This window comes from Bacillus sp. CD3-5, from assembly GCF_006349665.1.
Lineage (GTDB): Bacteria > Bacillota > Bacilli > Bacillales > Bacillaceae_G > Bacillus_A > Bacillus_A paranthracis.
The window spans coordinates 67,346-86,574 of record NZ_VEPX01000009.1 but is presented as its reverse complement, the minus strand read 5'-3'; the positions used below and the strand labels follow the sequence as shown (position 1 = coordinate 86,574).

Here is a 19,229-nt window from a genome sequence, read left to right as displayed (position 1 = left end):
TACATATTTTTTTATCATTTTATACAGATGTAAACAACATACCTAACATTGTAACATTTTACCAACTAGGTAACACCAAAAAAATGTAAAATTAATCTTTTCATATCTTTTTCAAATTACTTTATAGCTATTTTCCAAACATTTTCAAACGCTTTCTTTATGAATTTTATCCGTTTTTCTACATGTAGCGAAAAGTAATTGTTATTTCCAATACTTTAGTGTATATTTTTTCTCTGGAACATCTTTAAGAGGAAGGGATTAAGGCCATGTTATTAATCGATATATTTACGTTTCTTGGCATTATCGCCGCTGCCATTTCTGGTACATTAGTTGGTTTAAAAAAAGATTTAGATTTATTCGGTGTCCTTTGTTTAGCTGTAGCTACTGCGCTCGGCGGCGGTATTATTCGTGATATTATGATCGGTAACCTGCCTCCCGTCGCATTTGTTAAACCCATTTACTTTTTCGTAAGCGTATTATCAGCATTATTTACTTGTATGTTTTTTGAGCGTATCAATAAACTTCAAGTTGTTATTATGCTTTCTGACGCTGTTGGCTTAGGCGTTTTTACAGCTATTGGTGCAAATGCGGCAATGTCACATCATGTTGACGCCTCATTTTTAGTTGTTTCAATGGGAGTCATTACAGGTATTGGAGGCGGTATTTTGCGTGACATTTGCGCTCAAGATATCCCCTACGTCTTCCGAAAAGAAATTTACGCCATCGCTTCTATTTTAGGGGCAATTAGTTTCCTAATCACATATGCAATGGGGGCACACGTATTGGCTTTCTATGTTTGTTTATTAGTAACATTCATTATTCGTGTTGTCACTGTCATATATAATGTACATTTCCCAGTTTTCTTTAAAACACATGCTAAAATTAATAAAGGTCATTAAGAGAATTCTATATGGAATTCTCTTAATTTATATACTATTCTACACACTAACATAGAGTAATTGCATATAAAAATATATAATTATATTAGAACCAAAAAATGAAAACGCTTTACAAACAGGGGGAAGAACGATGCTTGGGGTTTTTAAAAAACATAACAATAAAACAAACGTAAGTATACTTGAATTAAGTAAGAATCAACAAATCACTTTTAACGTTCCTACTAATTCTGAACTGAAAATTCAAATGGATATGCTACATATTTCAAAAGAAGATTTACAAATCGTAAAGGTACTACAGCCTTTTATTTATGAAGAAATTGATTGGATTACTGAAAAATTCTATTCCAATATTACAAAACAGCCTAATTTAATTACGATTATCGAACGTTATAGCTCTATTCCAAAACTAAAGCAAACTTTAAAAACACATATAAAAGAATTATTTAGTGGAGATATGCATGAAGACTTTATTGAACAACGTGTTAGAATTGCAAAAAGACATGTACAAATTGGGTTACATAGAAAATGGTATACTGCCGCTTATCAAGAATTATTCCGCTCTATCATGAAGATTTTAAAAACGAAAATTACAACAATTGACGATTTTTCTTATTCTATAAACGTAATAAACAAATTACTTACTCTTGAACAAGAACTCGTTATTGCGTCTTATGAATCTGAATATGAAAGAATGCAAAAAGAACTTGAAAAAGAAAAAGAAATAACAGCTATGACCATTACACACATTGCAACAGAACTAGCATCTGTATCTGAAAAAACAAGCGCTTCTATTCAGCAGTTAACCGCTAAATCTGAAACGATTGTAGAAATTGCTAAAACAGGTACGTCATTAGCTACAACATCAGAAGAAAAAGCAAATAAAGGTAAAGAACAATTAAATGAGCAAAATAAACGAATGGAATACATTCAAACGAACATGGAAACGATTATTACAGATACACATGAACTTCTAGATATTTCCAACAAAATTAACGAAATTATAGATATTGTAAAATCAATTGCCGAGCAAACAAATTTACTTGCACTAAACGCTGCAATTGAATCTGCGCGTGCTGGGGAATTTGGCAAAGGCTTTTCTGTTGTAGCTGGAGAAATTAGAAAGTTATCAGAGCAAACGAAAGAATCTATATTTAACGTTACAAAGCTCGTTGAAAAAACAAATGAACAGATTGTTCGTGTCTCTTCTTCCGTGAAACAAATTAGCTCTCTCGTATCTGAAGGAACTGATAGTATGTCTGCAACGGATCAATACTTCCAAGAAATCGTAAAAGACATGTCTAACTCAAAAGAACAGAATAAAAAAATTGAAAATGAGTTAGAAACCATTTCACAAGTAATGAAAGGAATTCAAGATGATTCCTCAAAAATGGCTCTAACAGCTGATAGTTTACAACTAGAACTGAACCGATAGAGCGATTATGTCAGTAGAGATTCTTTATCTCTACTAGCTCTTAGTATTCATCTTCCATCAAAAAAAGAATCCAAATTGGATTCTTTTTATTTTCTAAAGAATATTTTTTGACAATACACATAACTCATATAAACACCAAAGCTTTGCAAAATAAACAATGCTGGCACAATAAGATTGTAATAGGTCATATCTACTTGGAAAAGTCTTAACAATACGTATCCGCTAATTAACAATAAGAACAACATATATCCCTCATTTTGTTGTTTCTTAATAAGAAAGTGTAATAGAGCTATAGTCATAAACAATGTTACCGCTATATATATCAGTTTTTCACATTTGAAAAGAGTAGAATTTATCCCCTCATCTGAAAACTGATTTATCACCGGTTCTAAAAGTTTAAATCTTTCTCCCTCAATCTCTTTTAACTTCTGATCAATATGCTCTGTTACACTTTGATTTTTCGATACTTTTTCCTCACGTTGCGCTTTTCCAATTAAGACAGATTGAACATACGTCTCATTCGAAATCGTATATTGGGACAGTCCCATTGTCTGAATTCCATAATTCACACTAAAATGAGCACTATAAAATAGAATAAGTATCCCTATCATCTTTAGTAACACTTTTTGTTTCGTTGCTGATTGAAACACTTCAATTAATAATACATATATCGTGATAAAAATAGGAAGAAATAGTCCCATTGGGAAAATCATATTACTACATGCAAATAAAACCGCTGAAAACACCCACATATAAGGATGATCTAATCCTTTATATAAAAGTATGTAGCAAGCAAAATAAAATAAAAATATTGCAAGTGACTCAGGAGTTAATACGGAACTCATGAATATATTTGGAATATACAGAGCATAAAATGTGGAAGCAATACGACCGCATTCTTCTCCAAAAACCATTGCCGCAATACGATAAATAAAAAATGCAGTTCCTGCGCAAAATAACACATTAAATAGTTGTAAAGCGAATAATGAATCACCAAATATACGAATAATTACCGACTCATATATAAGAAAAGGCAAATGAGTTACAGTCCCTATATTATTACCAATTGCAATCTCCTTTGCAGACTCATACATCACTTTCATATCACCAATTATTGGAGCATCTACAAATAACAGCATACTAAGTCTCACAACTATAGATATACTTATAAGAAAAATAAGAAATTGTTTGTCTGTAAAACGATATTGTAGAATTGATGCCACTAACAAAATGAGTATGACGAAAATTGCCAATATGATTGTTACACTTGTTGTACTTCCCCCAAAAAATTGCTTACTTGTCTCAAATGCTGTCCAACAACTATAAACAAAAAATGCAAGCATCGCACCAATCGTAATTTTATTGAAGAAAGATGAAAAATTTGTTTGTATATGATTCATATGTCCATTGCACCTCTATTTCCATTCATAACAAAACGATTCTATCATGAATGGGTACACGGCTGATAGGGAATTTCTATGACAAATACATAGTCATTACTTTTTGCTTGCAATGTAAGCGAATCCTCTTTTACACTACATTTTAGATAAAATAAATTTTCTTTCAGTTACATGAATACAAATACAAAAGTTTAAATAATCCTCTTTTGGAATACGCTTTACTTTATTAAATATCTAATATGAGTAATCCACTTACACATATTATTCTGATTGAAAACAGACTATAGGGGCTGAATATATGGAAAAGAAATTCATGCGAGAATCAAAAGCAATTAAAACAACACGTGTTTTTCCTAACGATTTAAATAATCACCAAACACTTTTTGGAGGGAAATTATTAGCAGAAATTGATAGTATTGCTTCAATTGCGGCTGCAAGACATAGTCGTAAACATTGCGTAACAGCATCTATTGATTCAGTTGATTTTTTAACTCCAATTCACCAAGCTGATTCTGTTTGTTATGAAGCATTTGTATGTTATACAGGGAAATCTTCAATGGAAGTTTTCGTAAAAGTAATCGCAGAAAATTTATTAACAGGCGAGCGTAGAATTGCCGCCACTTGCTTCATTACATTTGTGGCAATAAAAGATGGAAAACCTTCGTCCGTACCACAAGTACTTCCTGAAACTGAAGAAGAACATTGGTTACACACAACCGGTTCAGAACGCGCGGAAAATAGAAAAAAAGGACGTTTAAAAAGTAAAGAAATGGCTGAGGTTTTAACTTTAAATAAACCTTGGAATATTTAATACGATACTCTTCCATATACATGCATAGGTTCTTTCTTCCTTGCATGTATTTTTTATGCAAAATATTCCCTCTTATCCTTTTATTCTCAATCTGTCCTCTTAAATCATGCACCAGCTTTTCCTTTATTTTGTTATACTGTTAATGGTATATTAAAGAAAGTTCGTTTAAAAATAACCATAATATGATTAAGTATATAAGGGATGGTGCGGTAATGACTATTGAAGTACCAATTTCAATACCAAAAACGTTAATTATTATTCCAGCGTATAACGAGGAAGAGGCAATTGCAGATACATTAACAAGATTATTAAAACTAAAACAGCATTTTACTGGATTAAGCATTTGCGTTATTAATGATGGATCACACGATAAAACAGCTCAAATCGTAAAAGAATTTCCTGTTCACCTTGTGAATTTACCGTATAATCTAGGTATTGGCTCAGCTGTACAAACTGGATATAAATACGCATATGAGAATGGATATGATATTGCGATTCAGTTCGATGCTGATGGACAACATAACCCAGATGATTTATATAAAATTATAAAGCCTATCGCTGAAGATGAATGCGATATGGTACTAGGGTCACGTTTTACAGAAAAAACAGCATATAAAGGTAGTATTTCCAGAAGAATCGGTATTTTTTATTTTACTGCCCTATTGAAAGTACTAACAAAACAAACATTTATGGATCCAACTTCTGGATATCGTGCTATCAATCGAGAAGTAATTAAAATTTTTGCACACAATTATCCAAAAGATTATCCAGAACCAGAAGTTCTTATTCATTTAAAAAAGAAAAAACTTCGCATTAATGAAATATCTGTAAATATGCAAGAGCGACAAGGTGGACAATCTTCTATCACACCTTTTAAATCTGCATATTACATGATTAAGGTAAGTCTTGCTATATTGATGCAAAAAATCGTGAAAGGTTGATAATAAATGCCTATAATTACCTTTTCATTCATCTTTATTTTATTATTATTATTATTAATTATTAATTCTATTCGTCGCGGAACTTTAGAAACGAAATATGCTGTTTTGTGGATTTTTGTTTGTATTGCAATGGCTATTTTAAGTTCTACCGATAAAATTATAAACTGGATTGGAAAACTATTAAAAGTAGAATATCCCCCTTCCATTTTATTTTTATTTGGATTATTATTCTGTTTCATCTTAATTTTTGATCTAACAAGAAAAATTTCTAAACAACATCATCAACTTGTAACATTAACGCAAGATTATGCGTTACTAAAGCAAAAATTACATGCAACTGAGCCAGACAAAGATTAACCTAATAGTTCAAAACCAATATAAAAAACCTCTTAATTTATTTCAAAAATTAAGAGGTTTTTTATTCTCAATAATAATTTATTCCCCTTCACAATCGTTACGATAAATATATCCTACTTACTAACTAAGTAAAAATAGTATAAATAAGAATTTATATGCAATAAACATATTAAAGCCGTTTGAAATACGAGAATTAACCATAAGCCACCACCTTTTTAATAGAAAGTTGATTTACAAAGTTTATATGCGTTAAAATTATACAGATGTTCTTGTAATCTTCTTCCTTTCAAAAGGCTTGTATATATGGTGCAAGACATAAAAAACTTGAGGAGATAAAAATTCTATGATGGAACAAAAACAACTTGTTTCTGTTGTCATACCTCTGTATAACACGGAAAAATATATTGAAGAAACGATGCAGTCAATATTAGATCAAACATATAAAAATATCGAAATTGTAATTGTAGATGATGGGAGTAAAGATCAGTCACCTTCTATCGTAAAAAATCTTGCTGAAAAATACCCAGGGCAAGTAAAATACGTTCATCAAAAAAACCAAGGCGTTTCAGTAGCCCGTAATACAGGTATGGAAAATGCTAGCGGAGAATATGTCGCTTTCCTTGATAGCGATGACTTATGGCATCCAACTAAAATTGAGAAGCAAGTCGAAAGTATGCATAAAAACGAAATGGACGCGTGCTATTGTGGTTATATGAATTTCTACGAAGAAACAGGCGAGAAGGTTGAACATACAACAAACTTTATTAAAGGTGATATGACAAAAGCATTCCTAACACATCAAGTTGTTGCTCAAACAAGTACTTGGATTTTCAAAAGATCTATCGTAATAGATCATAACATTCGTTTTACACCAGGATGTAGTTGGGGCGAAGACTTGGAGTTTTTATTTAAACTTATGAGTGTGACAAATGTATGTTATGTCGATGAATACTTAACATATTACAGAATCTTATCAGAAGGAAATCTTTCTTCTAAATATAAAGATTATGAATTAAAAACGGCAAAAGAGCTGGAAGTATTCAATCGTATGAAAGACTGGATACATAATAAATCTCAAGATTTCATTACAAAAGATCCTCAGTCACTTATTGAGATTCTTGAGACTTATTTATTTCCTTATACAGTCATCAATAACTCTTGTATATATATTAAAGAAAACTCTCAATTAGATAAATCACAAGTTCAATTAATCAAAAAAGATATAAAGAAATATTGCCGTAAAATCTATTCAAAGAATGGAAAGCGTAGTAAAAAACTATATGCAATGCTTTGGTTTGTACGAATTAAATTTCTGTTTTCTTAAACTGAAAATATAACGATACTCTCTTTCTGTGAACAAATCAAAATTACAAATAGGACAAGCTAACCGGGTCCTAAAGAATAGAAAGGTCTTTTCTCATGAAAACAAATAAAATTCTAAAAAATGCATCCTACCTCTTTGTAGGAAACATTACTGTTCGTTTTGTACTGGCTATTGCAACAATTCTCTTTGCAAGATATGTTTCACCAGATGAGTACGGGATGTTTACAGTTGCATTAGCAGTTTCCGCTGTCATTTGCTATTTTACGGATGCAGGTTTGACACATACGTTTATGCGTGAAGGAACAAGAAGCAACGCTAACATTAGCGTATTAATAAGCAGTTATTTACGAATTCGTTTAGTATTAGCTATCGTAATTTCTGTGCTCTTCGCCATTTTCGCTCAGTTCTTCTACACTGATGCTTACTTACGTGCCATGGTATATTGGGTCGTACTACCAACCATGTTTGGAGCTACTTTACAAGGGGTCGGGATGGCCTATTTCCAAGTAACAGAGCGTATGCAATTCACGGCGATTATTTCTGTACTACAAGGTGTGACGGCCGCAGCCGCTCTTCTGCTAGGGATGTCATTTAAATGGTCACTTATGATGGTTGCTGCTATGTATGGAATATCTAGCCTTGTAACAGGAGTCATTGCCTTTATAATGACAATCCGCTATACAACAATTCATAAGGGTTGGAATAAAGGCATTTTAGATCAATTACTTATTTTCACAGTCAATGGCGTTATCATTATGCTTTTACCGCAGTTAGGTCCTATTATCTTAGAAAAAGTTTCAACGAAAGCACAAGTTGGATTCTTTGGGGCCGCCTATAAAATACCTGCTGTACTTTACCAAATACCTGGTGTAATTGCAGCAGCCTTTTATCCAAAATTGTTTGCTTTTGGAAACGAAAATAATATTGATGAACATAGAAAGCTATCTCAATTCGAATTAAAGCTTATGTCTTTCTTAGGGATGGGAATTTCTATCCCGTTTATTGCCGATCCAAGTTTTTGGATTGTAACTCTATTAGGTGAAAAATATGCACCAGCTGGTGATGCCCTTGCAATTTTAGCCTTTATGGTCATTTTACAATCTATCAACTATCCGCTTGCTGATAATTTAACAACAGCTGGTCAACAATGGAAACGTGCAACAACTATGGCAATTGGATTGGCTGTCGCTATCATAAGTTACATCATATTAGGTAGCCAATTTGGAATGATGGGAGCTGCTGTAGCTGCTATCCTTACTGAGATTACATTATTAATCGGATTTTCATTATTCGTTCGTAAAGGATTTTCATTGCTATTCAAAGGAATAATATTCAATACACTAGCATTTATAATTAGTTATGCAATATACCGCACAGTATTAATTAGCTTACCACCACTAGTAGCTTTAGTACTTACTGGTATATTGTATGGCATTATTGGCCTTGCAATTGATCCACAAATACGCGGATTAATTTTAGGATTTGTAAATAAAAAGCTAGGTAGATAAACAATAACAAGGCAAGCTTCTAGATTGTAAATAGAAGCTTGTTTTTTTACTTATATACAATTCCCCTTCATAATAAAAGGTTCTAGGTACAACCCCAATATATTTCTCGTACTTCTCTCCACTTAATACAACTGGCTTTTCCGTCAAATATAGTATTTCCACAAATTCTTTCATCTACTTATCAAACAGACCAATGAACTGGATCATTCTTTTTTTACAGTTATTATTCGTTTGGTATATCCCGTTAATTCTCGTATGTGTTAAATCAATTCCTCACCTGTAATGGCACCATAACCTGATATGTTCCAATTTTGTCCATAGGCCTCGTCATGTGAAGCTAATTCAACTATTGCTTTTGCACCATCTGGTGTAAAAATATATTCACGGGCGATCTTTTTATCTCCAATAAAGCTAGACATTTTATTTGCAAGTATTCCTTTTAATGTATGATGGACAAGTGTGTTTTCTGCATTTGGACCATAAAAGTTTGGGAAATGAGCAATAAACATTCGTACATTAGCTTATTTTGAAAATATATACATTTTGAAATGATGGCATTATATGAAAGAATTTAGTATCATGATTCAAGGTACTATTTCAAGTTGGACGGAGGATACTATGAGCTTATTAACAGTTGAAAAATTAGGACATACATTTGGCGATCGTACATTATTTAAAGATGTATCTATGCGATTACTAGCAGGTGAACACGTTGGATTAGTTGGTGCAAACGGTGTTGGTAAATCAACATTTATGAATATCATTACTGGTCAACTTATTCATGACCAAGGTCGTGTAGAATGGACACCGGGCACACATTACGGCTACTTAGATCAGCATACTGTTTTAACGCCTGGACGTACAATTCGTGACGTACTAGCGGATGCATTTTTACCGTTATTCGAAAAGGAAAAAGCTTTAAATGAAGTTACAGAAAAAATGGGAACTGCTACACCAGAAGAGCTAGAAGAACTTCTTGAGCAAATGGCAGAAATACAAGATGCACTTGAAGCAGGTGGTTTCTATTTACTAGATATGAAAATTGAAGAGGCTGCACGTGGTCTTGGAATTGATGCAATTGGTTTAGATCGTGATGTTTCAGCACTAAGCGGTGGACAACGTACAAAAGTATTGCTTGCAAAGCTATTACTTGAACAACCAGAAGTGTTATTACTTGATGAGCCTACTAACTATTTAGACGTTGAACATATTCATTGGTTAACAAATTATTTAAAAGAATACCCACATGCATTCTTATTAATTTCTCATGATACGGAATTTATGAACAAATGTGTTGATGTTATTTTCCATCTGGAATTCACAAAAATGACACGCTATACAGCAACATATGAAAAATTCCTAGAACTAGCAGAAATCAATAAAAATCAACATATAAACGCTTATGAAAAGCAGCGCGAGTTTATCAAAAAGCAAGAAGATTTCATTGCAAAGAACAAAGCCCGTTATTCAACAACAGGTCGTGCAAAGAGTCGTCAAAAACAACTTGATCGCATGGAACTTATTGATCGCCCGGAAACAGCAATTAAACCTGAATTCTCATTTAAAGAAAGTCGTGCAAGTAGTCGCTTCGTCTTTGAAGGTGAAAATGTAGAAATTGGATATACACATCCGCTACTACCAAAGCTATCAATGACAATTGAACGCGGTGAAAAAATTGCTATCGTTGGATGTAATGGTGTTGGTAAATCAACGTTACTAAAAACAATTTTAGGTAAAATTAAACCTTTAAGTGGTAAAACAAGTCTTGGTGACTTCTTAGAGCCAGCATACTTTGAGCAAGAAGTTAAAGCTGATAATATAACACCAATTGATGATGTATGGAATACATTCCCTGGCCTAGACCAGCATCAAATTCGTGCGATGTTAGCAAAATGCGGATTAAAAAATGAACATATTTCTCGCCCATTAAGTCAATTAAGTGGTGGAGAACAAGCAAAGGTTCGTTTATGTAAGCTAATGGGTGAAGAAAGTAACTGGCTACTATTTGATGAGCCGACAAACCATCTTGATGTTACAGCAAAAGCGGAACTTAAGAAGGCTATGAAAGCATACAAAGGAACAATTCTTCTTGTATGTCACGAACCGGACTTTTATGAAGATTGGATTACAAAGGTTTGGAACATAGAAGAATGGGCACAACAAAACTCTTAATTATCTAACCTGCCCTTTATACTGTAACTTAACGTACAAAGGGCAGTTAAGTTGAATCAGTAATATATTTTGATAAGGAGTTTTCAAATATAATGGAAAGTACATTCTCTCTCAAACTTAATACGTTTTTTGTGAAAATTTTATTAGTACTATGTCTAATCATTTCTGGTGCTATCACATGGCATTCGGTAGCAGTTATTAAAGAACATGATGAGACTAGCCTCTTAGTTTTAATACCAGTCCTTATTCTAATAGGTCTTGTATTTTTACTTTTTGGCTACATTTCTAATAAATATATGTCAAAATTGACATTTTCTATCTCACTAATCATTTTGGCTTTTTCTATTCGATTAATTTGGATGCTCAATATTCAAACTCCTGTAGAAACAGACTTTTCAATGATGTACCATAGCGCTATACAAGCTGCTAAAGGAGACTTTAGTTTCGCACAAAATACTTATTATACTTCATGGGTTTACCAACTTGGCTTTACAATGTACCAAGCCTTTATTATTAAGTTATTTGGTGAAGGGACGTTTCTCTTAAAATTTTTAAATATAATCTATTGTACAGGAACAACATTACTAATTTATAAAATAACTTCTTATATATTTAATGAATGGTCTGGACGAATAGCTGGATTACTATATGCATTTTATATCCCAAGTATTGTATTGAGTTCTGTACTAACAAATCAACACCTTGCTGTATTTTTATTTTATCTAGGCTTCTATTTATTAATTACAAAAGGCCTAAGCAATAAATATACGTGGATTTTTATAGGGGCTATCCTAGCTTTAGGAGACATCATGCGTCCACTTGGTGCTATAATCTTAATTGCAATAACTATATACGTCTTTTTGCAAGGTATATTAGGAAAATCAAGAAAAGAGATTTTTACTTCTGTAAAAAAACTTAGTGGCATTTTGATTGTATTTTTCCTTTTACATCAAATTGTAAGTTACTCATTTATATATTCCGGAATTACACAATACCCTCTCTCTAATCGTGATCCACTTTGGAAATTCACGTTAGGATTTAATCATGAAACAAAAGGTAGCTATTCTGGTGCAGATGCGGAATATATTATGTCCCTTAAACTTGGCGAAGAACGAACTGCGGCCCAAAAAAAGCTAATTCAAGAGCGACTATCTGATCCACAGAAAGTTTTATCTTTATTTGGGGATAAATTTGTACTCATGTGGGCTGATTATGACTCCGCACCATTATGGAGCCTAGTAACATTGGAAAAGACAGATAAGGATATGGTGTCATTAAAAGAAGATCTTACAAAATATGAAAAGTATATGTATACTGCAGCTATGATATTTGGCACATTATCACTCCTTTATCTCATCCTAACTAAACAAAATAAAACACATTACACTCTATTTTTATTACTAATAATTGGTTACGTAGCTATTCATTTCTTAATCGAATACCAAACAAGGTACCGATACTTCATTATCCCTAGCTTTACAATAATTCAAGGCTACGGAATATATATTTTTTATAGTCTAATATCGAAAAAGAAATTGTCATAAAAAGAAAATAAGAAACTACCTTTCAAAATATTTATAATTGCCCTCAATTTTACTTATAATTTACATTTTGAGGGCAATTTTTTATGATTAATTTCATTTGAGACTTGAAAATATGGTATAATTTTTATTTGTTGTATATGAATAACACTTCTATATTTTTTGTTTTACTTATATATTATTATAAACATGAGGATATTATTATGGAAAAACTCTTAAAGTTTGGCTTAGTAGGGATCTTTAATACACTCATTACAATTATTAGCTTTTGGATATTATTAAAATTCGGTATGAACTACCTTATTGCGAATACCATTGCCTATTCAATTGGTGTTGCCAATAGCTACTATTGGAATAAAAATTGGGTATTTAAACCTAATAATAAAGGCTCGTCAATGTTCTTTAAATTTCTAACTGTAAATTTAATTGTATATGCTTTTAATACATTATGTTTATTTATATTAGTAAATAAACTTACCTTTAATGCATTAATTGCACAGATCTTCGCAATTGGTTTCGGAATGGTTATAAATTTTGTCCTTAATAAAATTTGGACATTCAACCAAACTAAAAAGGTGACTAATTAAATTTGAACAACTTATTAAAAATACGGAGGATGCAACATGCAAAAATTAATTTCGGTTGTAGTTCCTATGTACTTCGAGGAAGAAGTAGCACAAGAATGTTATAACCGTTTAAAGTCCGTTATGCTTCAAAATAACATTAATTACGAGTTTGTCTTTGTAAACGACGGTAGTACAGATCGCACAATGGAAATCTTATCTGAAATTGCAGCAAATGATTACCGTACAAAAATTGTTAATTTCGCACGTAACTTTGGTCACCAAGTAGCTGTTACAGCTGGTATTGCTGCCGCAAAAGGTGACGCTATTGTAATTATAGATGCAGACTTACAAGATCCACCTGAAGTTATTCCTGAACTTATTGCAAAATGGGAAGAAGGATATGAAGTTGTTTATGCAAAACGTAAGCAACGTAAAGGTGAAACTTGGTTCAAACTTTTAACAGCTAAGTATTTCTATAAATTCTTAAACTATATGTCTGATATCGATATCCCAAAAGATACTGGGGATTTCCGAATCATCGACCGTAAAATAGCTGATGTTTTCAATCAAATGACTGAGCGAAATCGCTTCATCCGCGGTATGATGTCTTGGGTTGGCTTTCGCCAAACATATGTTGAATATGAACGTGATGAGCGCTTTGCTGGTGAAACAAAATATCCATTAAAGAAAATGATTAAATTTGCATCTGACGGCATTATTGCATTTTCGACAAAGCCATTACGCATCGTTATGTCTTTAGGTTTATTATCAGTTCTTATTTCTATAATTGTCTTACTATATACAATTACTGTGAAAGTCTTTGGACATGGCACGCAAACAGGTTGGGCGTCCATTATGGTTGCTATTACATTCTTTAGTGGTATTCAATTACTTGGTCTTGGAATCGTTGGCCAGTATATTGCTCGTATTTATGACGAAAGTAAAAACCGTCCGATTTATATCGTAAAAGAAACAATTAACATTGATGAAGAAGAGACAGCACTGCAAAAAGAAAAAGTGAATGCATAATAAAAAGGTAACAATGAAAACTATCATTGTTACCTTTTTATATTGTAATAGCCCATAAGCCTCAAACGAAATTCTTTTAAAGTTGGATATGCCTCTAAATTAAACAACATCCCTTGGATAACCGGAATTCTTGGATTTTGCATCCTCATTTCTGCCTCCAAAACATCTAATGTAACAAGCAATTCCTCATCTTCTAATTGATCCGCTAAAGTACGTTTAAACACAATAATTTCTTTTAAAAAATGTTCCTTAACCTGCTCCTTAATAAGCTCTGATTTACAAAGAAATTCTCCAAGCTTTTCTTCATGTAATACAGGTTCTTCTGAAGATTCTACCAATCCATCTACTAAATGATCCACTCTTTTCAAAATAAAAGCAGAGACGTAAGATAAGTCTATTTCTGGCGCTTGTAAAATAATTAGTTCTAAATATCCACGGCATATGCCTTCTACCATAATGACTAAATCTAATAAATATGGCATAACCTTATCACCATAAATAGACAGTAAACTATTCCGATAAAATGCGTGAGACTCTAACTTCATCCGCATCATAAATTCTTCTACTTCTTTATTAAAAGGAATCGCATTTTCCCTTGCATGCATAATAATAAATTCTTTATGCTTTTGTATATCATTAAACTGGCAATGCAATTGTTTTGCAAATTTTTCACGTGGCAATAACGATTCTTTTTCAATATCCATCATTTTGTTTTGAATCTTGTCATAGTAATATCGAAGTGTCGCTAATAAAAGTTCCTCTTTTGATTTAAAGTATAAATAAAAGGCTCCCTTAGATATGCCACAAGCTGTCACAATTTCCTGCACCGATGTCGCATTTACACCCTTAGTCGCAAATAACTTCATAGCCATCTCTATAATTAAGCGCTCTTTTTCTTTCATATCATGTCTCTCCTAAATTTAATCTCGCATCTTATTATGAATGTATTATACCATCCCTTTTCATTGACGGCTGACCAATCAGTCAGTTATATTATGTATTAGACTGACCAGTTGGTCAATATAATACAAAGGGAGCGCAAACATGAACAAAATTATTAATTTTTCGTTAAAAAATAAGTTCGCAGTTTGGCTACTAACCATTATCGTTACCATTGCAGGTATTTATTCTGGGCTGAATATGAAGCTGGAAACAATTCCTGATATTACAACACCTGTTGTAACAGTAACCACGGTTTATCCTGGTGCTACACCAGAAGAAGTAGCTGATAAAGTTTCAAAACCGATGGAAGAGCAACTGCAAAATTTAAGTGGTGTAAACGTTGTTAGTTCATCATCTTTTCAAAATGCATCTTCTATTCAGGTAGAATATGATTTTGATAAAAATATGGAAAAGGCTGAAACAGAAATAAAAGAAGCTCTCGCAAATGTGAAACTGCCAGAAGGCGTAAAGGACCCGAAAGTTTCACGTGTAAACTTCAATGCCTTTCCTGTTATTTCATTAAGCGTAGCAAGTAAAAATGAATCTTTAGCTACCTTAACTGAAAATGTAGAAAAAAATGTTGTGCCAGGATTAAAAGGACTTGATGGAGTCGCATCTGTTCAAATTTCAGGTCAACAAGTAGATGAAGTACAACTTGTCTTTAAAAAAGATAAGATGAAAGAATTAGGTTTAAGTGAAGATACTGTAAAAAATGTAATTAAAGGATCGGACGTATCTTTACCACTTGGCCTATATACATTTAAAGACACAGAAAAATCAGTTGTTGTAGATGGAAATATTACAACAATGAAAGCATTAAAAGAATTAAAAATCCCTGCTGTTCCTTCATCAGCAAGCGGTCAAGGTAGTCAAACTGCTGGAACTGGTGCACAAATGCCACAAATGAATCCAGCTGCTATGAACGGGATTCCGACAGTTACATTAGACGAAATTGCTGACATTAAGGAAGTCGGAAAAGCAGAATCTATTTCTCGAACAAATGGAAAAGAAGCAATTGGAATTCAAATTGTCAAAGCTGCTGACGCCAACACAGTTGATGTTGTAAATGCAGTGAAAGATAAAGTAAAAGAACTTGAGAAAAAATATAAAGACTTAGAGATTATTTCAACATTCGACCAAGGTGCACCTATTGAGAAATCAGTAGAAACAATGCTGAGCAAAGCTATTTTTGGTGCTATTTTTGCGATTGTTATTATTATGCTGTTCCTACGAAATATCCGAACAACATTAATCTCTGTCGTTTCCATACCACTTTCTTTATTAATTGCTGTATTAGTCATAAAGCAAATGGATATTACACTTAACATTATGACACTCGGAGCAATGACAGTCGCTATCGGGCGCGTTGTGGATGACTCCATTGTTGTTATTGAAAATATTTACCGACGTATGTCGTTATCAGGAGAGAAACTACGCGGGAAAGATTTAATTCGTGAAGCTACGAAAGAAATGTTTATTCCGATTATGTCTTCTACCATTGTAACAATTGCTGTATTTTTACCGCTTGGACTAGTAAAAGGTATGATTGGTGAAATGTTCTTACCATTCGCCTTAACTATCGTCTTCGCTTTATTAGCGTCGTTACTAGTAGCAGTTACAATCGTACCGATGCTAGCTCATTCTTTATTTAAAAAAGAGAGCATGAGAGAAAAAGAAGTACATCATGAAGAAAAACCAAGTAAATTAGCAAACGGTTATAAACGTATACTTGCATGGGCTTTAAATCATAAAATCATCACATCAAGTATTGCTGTCCTTCTATTAGTTGGTAGTCTTGCACTTGTTCCAATTATCGGTGTAAGTTTCTTACCATCTGAAGAAGAAAAAATGATTATTGCAACGTACAACCCTGAACCAGGTCAAACGTTAGAAGACGTTGAAAAAATTGCAACGAAAGCTGAGAAGCACTTCCAAGATAATAAAGACGTCAAAACAATTCAATTCTCATTAGGTGGCGAAAACCCAATGAGTCCTGGTCAATCAAATCAGGCAATGTTCTTCGTACAATATGATAACGACACGAAAAACTTCGAAAAAGAGAAAGAACAAGTCGTTAAAGATTTACAGAAAATGTCTGGAAAAGGCGAATGGAAAAACCAAGACTTCGGAGCAAGTAGCGGTAGTAACGAAATCAAGTTATACGTTTACGGAGATAGCTCAGAAGACATTAAGCCTGTCGTAAAAGATATTCAAAACATAATGAAGAAAAACAAAGACTTAAAAGATATAGACTCTAGTATTGCAAAAACATACGCAGAATACACTTTAGTCGCAGATCAGGAAAAGCTAAGTAAAATGGGTCTAACGGCTGCACAAATTGGAATGGGACTTTCTAATCAACATGATCGCCCTGTTCTGACAACAATTAAAAAAGACGGTAAAGATATCAATGTATATGTAGAAGCTGAAAAACAAAATTATGAAACAATCGATGACTTAACAAATCGTAAAATTACAACGCCGCTTGGTAATGAAGTGGCTGTAAAAGATGTGATGACTGTAAAAGAAGGAGAAACTTCGAATACAGTGAAACACCGCGATGGCCGTGTTTATGCGGAAGTAAGTGCAAAACTAACATCTGATGACGTTTCAAAAGCATCCGCCGCGGTTCAAAAAGAAGTAGATAAAATGGATCTTCCTTCTGGCGTAGATGTTTCTATGGGAGGCGTTACAAAAGATATTGAAGAATCATTCAAGCAACTTGGCTTAGCGATGTTAGCTGCGATTGCTATTGTATACTTCGTTCTTGTCGTTACATTTGGCGGTGCTCTTGCACCATTCGCAATTTTATTCTCGCTACCATTTACAATCATTGGAGCCCTTGTTGCCTTATTAATCTCTGGTGAAACGTTAAGTGTCTCTGCAATGATCGGTGCCCTTATGTTAATCGGTATCGTTGTAACAAACGCAATCGTGCTTATCGACCGCGTTATTCATAAAGAAAATGAAGGTCTATCAACACGTGAAGCTTTATTAGAAGCTGGTGCAACACGCCTTCGCCCGATTTTAATGACTGCAATTGCAACAATCGGTGCTCTTATCCCGCTCGCATTAGGATTTGAAGGTAGCGGCTTAATTTCTAAAGGACTTGGTGTAACAGTAATTGGTGGATTAACAAGTTCAACATTATTAACACTTCTTATTGTTCCAATCGTTTATGAAGTATTAAGCAAGTTTAAAAAGAAAAAAGTAAAGTAACAAAAAAATAACCTCGCTAACTGCGAGGTTATTTTTTATTTCCAAACAAGATTAGGAAATCACCATAGCCTTCTTTTTCTAATTCCTCTGTTGGAATAAATCGAAGAGCTGCTGAATTTATACAATAGCGAAGTCCATTTGGTCCTGGACCATCTGGAAATACGTGGCCGAGATGTGAATCTCCTTCCTTACTTCTCACTTCTGTACGCGTCATATTATGACTCACATCCATTTTTTCCTTCACACTAGCTGACATAACTGGCTTCGTAAAACTAGGCCATCCACATCCACTATCAAATTTATCTAGAGAAGTAAACAAAGGTTCACCTGAAACGATATCTACATAAAGACCTTCTTCTTTATGATTCCAATACTCATTTCGAAATGGTGGTTCTGTACCATTTTCCTGTGTTACATAAAATTGCATCTCATTCAGTTTTTCCTTTAAATGAGCATTATCCTTTGGCCAATGTTGCTTAATAAACGCATCTCGCCCTGAGCCCTTACGGTATAACTCGTAGCGGAATTCATTTTTCTTATGATATCCTTGGTGATATTCCTCTGCGGGATAAAACGTAGCAGCTGGCAATATTTTTGTCGCAATCGGCTTTGAAAAGCGCCCACTCCTTGCAAGCGCTTCTTTTGAAGCCTCTGCTTTTTTATGTTGTTCTTCATTATGATAAAAAATCACTGTTTCGTAAGACTGCCCGCGATCGTGGAATTGCCCACCTACATCAGTCGGATCAATTTGTCTCCAATATATATTTAATAACTCCTCATACGGCATTTTATTTGCATCAAATGTAATTTGTACTGCCTCATAATGTCCCGTCGTTTCTGAACATACTTCTTTATATGTTGGATTCTCTTTATGACCACCTGTATAGCCAGAAACAACCTTTATAATTCCTTCCATCTCTTCAAATGGCGAAACCATACACCAGAAGCACCCTCCAGCAAATGTAGCTAATTCTACCTTTTCATTTACAGCCATTCTTTCACCCCTATTCTATCTTCTCCTTACAGTATGGCATAAGAAACATCATGTTATAAAAGAAAAAGCATCGAACATCGATGCTTTTTTCTCT

At 33.4% G+C, this 19,229-nt stretch carries 15 protein-coding genes and 2 pseudogenes; 13 read left to right on the top strand and 4 right to left on the bottom strand.

Annotated features, from left to right (window positions below; genetic code table 11):
• Positions 1-266 precede the first annotated feature (266 nt).
• The 3 genes and pseudogenes from FH036_RS17640 (at position 267) to FH036_RS27650 (ending at position 2,331) form a co-directional block, all read left to right on the top strand.
• Positions 267-899 carry a trimeric intracellular cation channel family protein gene (locus FH036_RS17640; protein ID WP_000924376.1) on the top strand — a complete coding sequence of 211 codons (633 nt, stop codon included), beginning with the start codon at positions 267-269 and terminating at the stop codon, positions 897-899.
• 130 nt (positions 900-1,029) lie between these two features.
• Positions 1,030-1,527: pseudogene (locus FH036_RS27655) on the top strand (protoglobin family protein); the annotation flags it as partial.
• A gap of 63 nt (positions 1,528-1,590) precedes the next feature.
• Positions 1,591-2,331, top strand: coding sequence for a methyl-accepting chemotaxis protein (locus FH036_RS27650; protein WP_370530095.1), 741 nt, complete (start codon positions 1,591-1,593; stop codon positions 2,329-2,331).
• Positions 2,332-2,417: 86 nt separating this feature from the next.
• Here FH036_RS27650 and FH036_RS17630 read toward each other — a convergent pair whose 3' ends face one another.
• Positions 2,418-3,731, bottom strand: coding sequence for an ArnT family glycosyltransferase (locus FH036_RS17630; protein ID WP_001015643.1), 1,314 nt, complete (start codon positions 3,729-3,731; stop codon positions 2,418-2,420).
• A 298-nt stretch (positions 3,732-4,029) separates the two neighbouring features.
• Here FH036_RS17630 and FH036_RS17625 point away from each other — a divergent pair, with 298 nt between their 5' ends.
• The 5 genes from FH036_RS17625 (at position 4,030) to FH036_RS17605 (ending at position 8,672) form a co-directional block, all read left to right on the top strand.
• Positions 4,030-4,542 carry an acyl-CoA thioesterase gene (locus FH036_RS17625; RefSeq protein WP_139896034.1) on the top strand — a complete coding sequence of 171 codons (513 nt, stop codon included), beginning with the start codon at positions 4,030-4,032 and terminating at the stop codon, positions 4,540-4,542.
• A gap of 212 nt (positions 4,543-4,754) precedes the next feature.
• Positions 4,755-5,483 carry a glycosyltransferase family 2 protein gene (locus FH036_RS17620; protein ID WP_000151537.1) on the top strand — a complete coding sequence of 243 codons (729 nt, stop codon included), beginning with the start codon at positions 4,755-4,757 and terminating at the stop codon, positions 5,481-5,483.
• Positions 5,484-5,489: 6 nt separating this feature from the next.
• Entirely contained in the window at positions 5,490-5,840 is a 351-nt protein-coding gene (locus tag FH036_RS17615; protein ID WP_001121772.1) for a DUF2304 domain-containing protein, read from the top strand.
• 343 nt (positions 5,841-6,183) lie between these two features.
• Positions 6,184-7,164, top strand: a complete 981-nt coding sequence (locus FH036_RS17610; protein WP_000970533.1) for a glycosyltransferase family 2 protein — start codon at positions 6,184-6,186, stop codon at positions 7,162-7,164.
• A gap of 95 nt (positions 7,165-7,259) precedes the next feature.
• On the top strand, positions 7,260-8,672 hold the full coding sequence (locus FH036_RS17605) for an oligosaccharide flippase family protein (protein WP_016719048.1): 1,413 nt from the start codon (positions 7,260-7,262) through the stop codon (positions 8,670-8,672).
• Here the strand turns inward: FH036_RS17605 and FH036_RS27460 are convergent.
• A pseudogene (locus FH036_RS27460) lies at positions 8,661-9,193 on the bottom strand (Rossmann-fold NAD(P)-binding domain-containing protein); the annotation flags it as partial. The gene FH036_RS17605 and the pseudogene FH036_RS27460 sit on opposite strands and share 12 nt — an antisense overlap.
• 97 nt (positions 9,194-9,290) lie before the next feature.
• Here FH036_RS27460 and FH036_RS17595 point away from each other — a divergent pair.
• The 4 genes from FH036_RS17595 (at position 9,291) to FH036_RS17580 (ending at position 13,980) form a co-directional block, all read left to right on the top strand.
• Positions 9,291-10,844 carry an ABC-F family ATP-binding cassette domain-containing protein gene (locus FH036_RS17595; RefSeq protein ID WP_014481802.1) on the top strand — a complete coding sequence of 518 codons (1,554 nt, stop codon included), beginning with the start codon at positions 9,291-9,293 and terminating at the stop codon, positions 10,842-10,844.
• A gap of 92 nt (positions 10,845-10,936) precedes the next feature.
• Positions 10,937-12,388 (top strand): ArnT family glycosyltransferase, encoded by a 1,452-nt coding sequence (locus tag FH036_RS17590; RefSeq protein WP_000446227.1) that lies wholly within the window; start codon positions 10,937-10,939, stop codon positions 12,386-12,388.
• A 200-nt stretch (positions 12,389-12,588) separates the two neighbouring features.
• On the top strand, positions 12,589-12,972 hold the full coding sequence (locus FH036_RS17585) for a GtrA family protein (protein WP_000413286.1): 384 nt from the start codon (positions 12,589-12,591) through the stop codon (positions 12,970-12,972).
• A 36-nt stretch (positions 12,973-13,008) separates the two neighbouring features.
• On the top strand, positions 13,009-13,980 hold the full coding sequence (locus FH036_RS17580) for a glycosyltransferase family 2 protein (RefSeq protein WP_001170717.1): 972 nt from the start codon (positions 13,009-13,011) through the stop codon (positions 13,978-13,980).
• Positions 13,981-14,009: 29 nt separating this feature from the next.
• Here the strand turns inward: FH036_RS17580 and FH036_RS17575 are convergent, their stop codons facing one another.
• Positions 14,010-14,882: a TetR/AcrR family transcriptional regulator gene (locus FH036_RS17575; protein WP_044791879.1), complete on the bottom strand. Its 873-nt coding sequence runs from the start codon at positions 14,880-14,882 to the stop codon at positions 14,010-14,012.
• Between the two features lie 142 nt (positions 14,883-15,024).
• Here FH036_RS17575 and FH036_RS17570 point away from each other — a divergent pair, with 142 nt between their 5' ends.
• Positions 15,025-18,141 (top strand): efflux RND transporter permease subunit, encoded by a 3,117-nt coding sequence (locus FH036_RS17570; protein WP_001033533.1) that lies wholly within the window; start codon positions 15,025-15,027, stop codon positions 18,139-18,141.
• A 28-nt stretch (positions 18,142-18,169) separates the two neighbouring features.
• On the opposite strand, the gene msrB is transcribed toward FH036_RS17570, so the two are convergent.
• Positions 18,170-19,135, bottom strand: coding sequence for a peptide-methionine (R)-S-oxide reductase MsrB (gene msrB, locus FH036_RS17565; RefSeq protein WP_000290160.1), 966 nt, complete (start codon positions 19,133-19,135; stop codon positions 18,170-18,172).
• Positions 19,136-19,229 lie beyond the last annotated feature (94 nt).

Excerpts from the sequence above, each read along its gene's own strand:
- FH036_RS17640 (WP_000924376.1), top strand. The coding sequence starts at position 267 with ATGTTATTAATCGATATATTTACGTTTCTTGGCATTATCGCCGCTGCC.
- FH036_RS17595 (WP_014481802.1), top strand. The coding sequence starts at position 9,291 with ATGAGCTTATTAACAGTTGAAAAATTAGGACATACATTTGGCGATCGT.
- FH036_RS17580 (WP_001170717.1), top strand. The coding sequence starts at position 13,009 with ATGCAAAAATTAATTTCGGTTGTAGTTCCTATGTACTTCGAGGAAGAA.
- msrB (WP_000290160.1), bottom strand. The coding sequence starts at position 19,135 with ATGGCTGTAAATGAAAAGGTAGAATTAGCTACATTTGCTGGAGGGTGC.
- FH036_RS17575 (WP_044791879.1), bottom strand. The coding sequence starts at position 14,882 with ATGAAAGAAAAAGAGCGCTTAATTATAGAGATGGCTATGAAGTTATTT.
- FH036_RS17615 (WP_001121772.1), top strand. The coding sequence starts at position 5,490 with ATGCCTATAATTACCTTTTCATTCATCTTTATTTTATTATTATTATTA.
- FH036_RS17610 (WP_000970533.1), top strand. The coding sequence starts at position 6,184 with ATGATGGAACAAAAACAACTTGTTTCTGTTGTCATACCTCTGTATAAC.
- FH036_RS17590 (WP_000446227.1), top strand. The coding sequence starts at position 10,937 with ATGGAAAGTACATTCTCTCTCAAACTTAATACGTTTTTTGTGAAAATT.
- FH036_RS17605 (WP_016719048.1), top strand. The coding sequence starts at position 7,260 with ATGAAAACAAATAAAATTCTAAAAAATGCATCCTACCTCTTTGTAGGA.
- FH036_RS17585 (WP_000413286.1), top strand. The coding sequence starts at position 12,589 with ATGGAAAAACTCTTAAAGTTTGGCTTAGTAGGGATCTTTAATACACTC.
- FH036_RS27650 (WP_370530095.1), top strand. The coding sequence starts at position 1,591 with ATGCAAAAAGAACTTGAAAAAGAAAAAGAAATAACAGCTATGACCATT.
- FH036_RS17630 (WP_001015643.1), bottom strand. The coding sequence starts at position 3,731 with ATGAATCATATACAAACAAATTTTTCATCTTTCTTCAATAAAATTACG.
- FH036_RS17625 (WP_139896034.1), top strand. The coding sequence starts at position 4,030 with ATGGAAAAGAAATTCATGCGAGAATCAAAAGCAATTAAAACAACACGT.
- FH036_RS17570 (WP_001033533.1), top strand. The coding sequence starts at position 15,025 with ATGAACAAAATTATTAATTTTTCGTTAAAAAATAAGTTCGCAGTTTGG.
- FH036_RS17620 (WP_000151537.1), top strand. The coding sequence starts at position 4,755 with ATGACTATTGAAGTACCAATTTCAATACCAAAAACGTTAATTATTATT.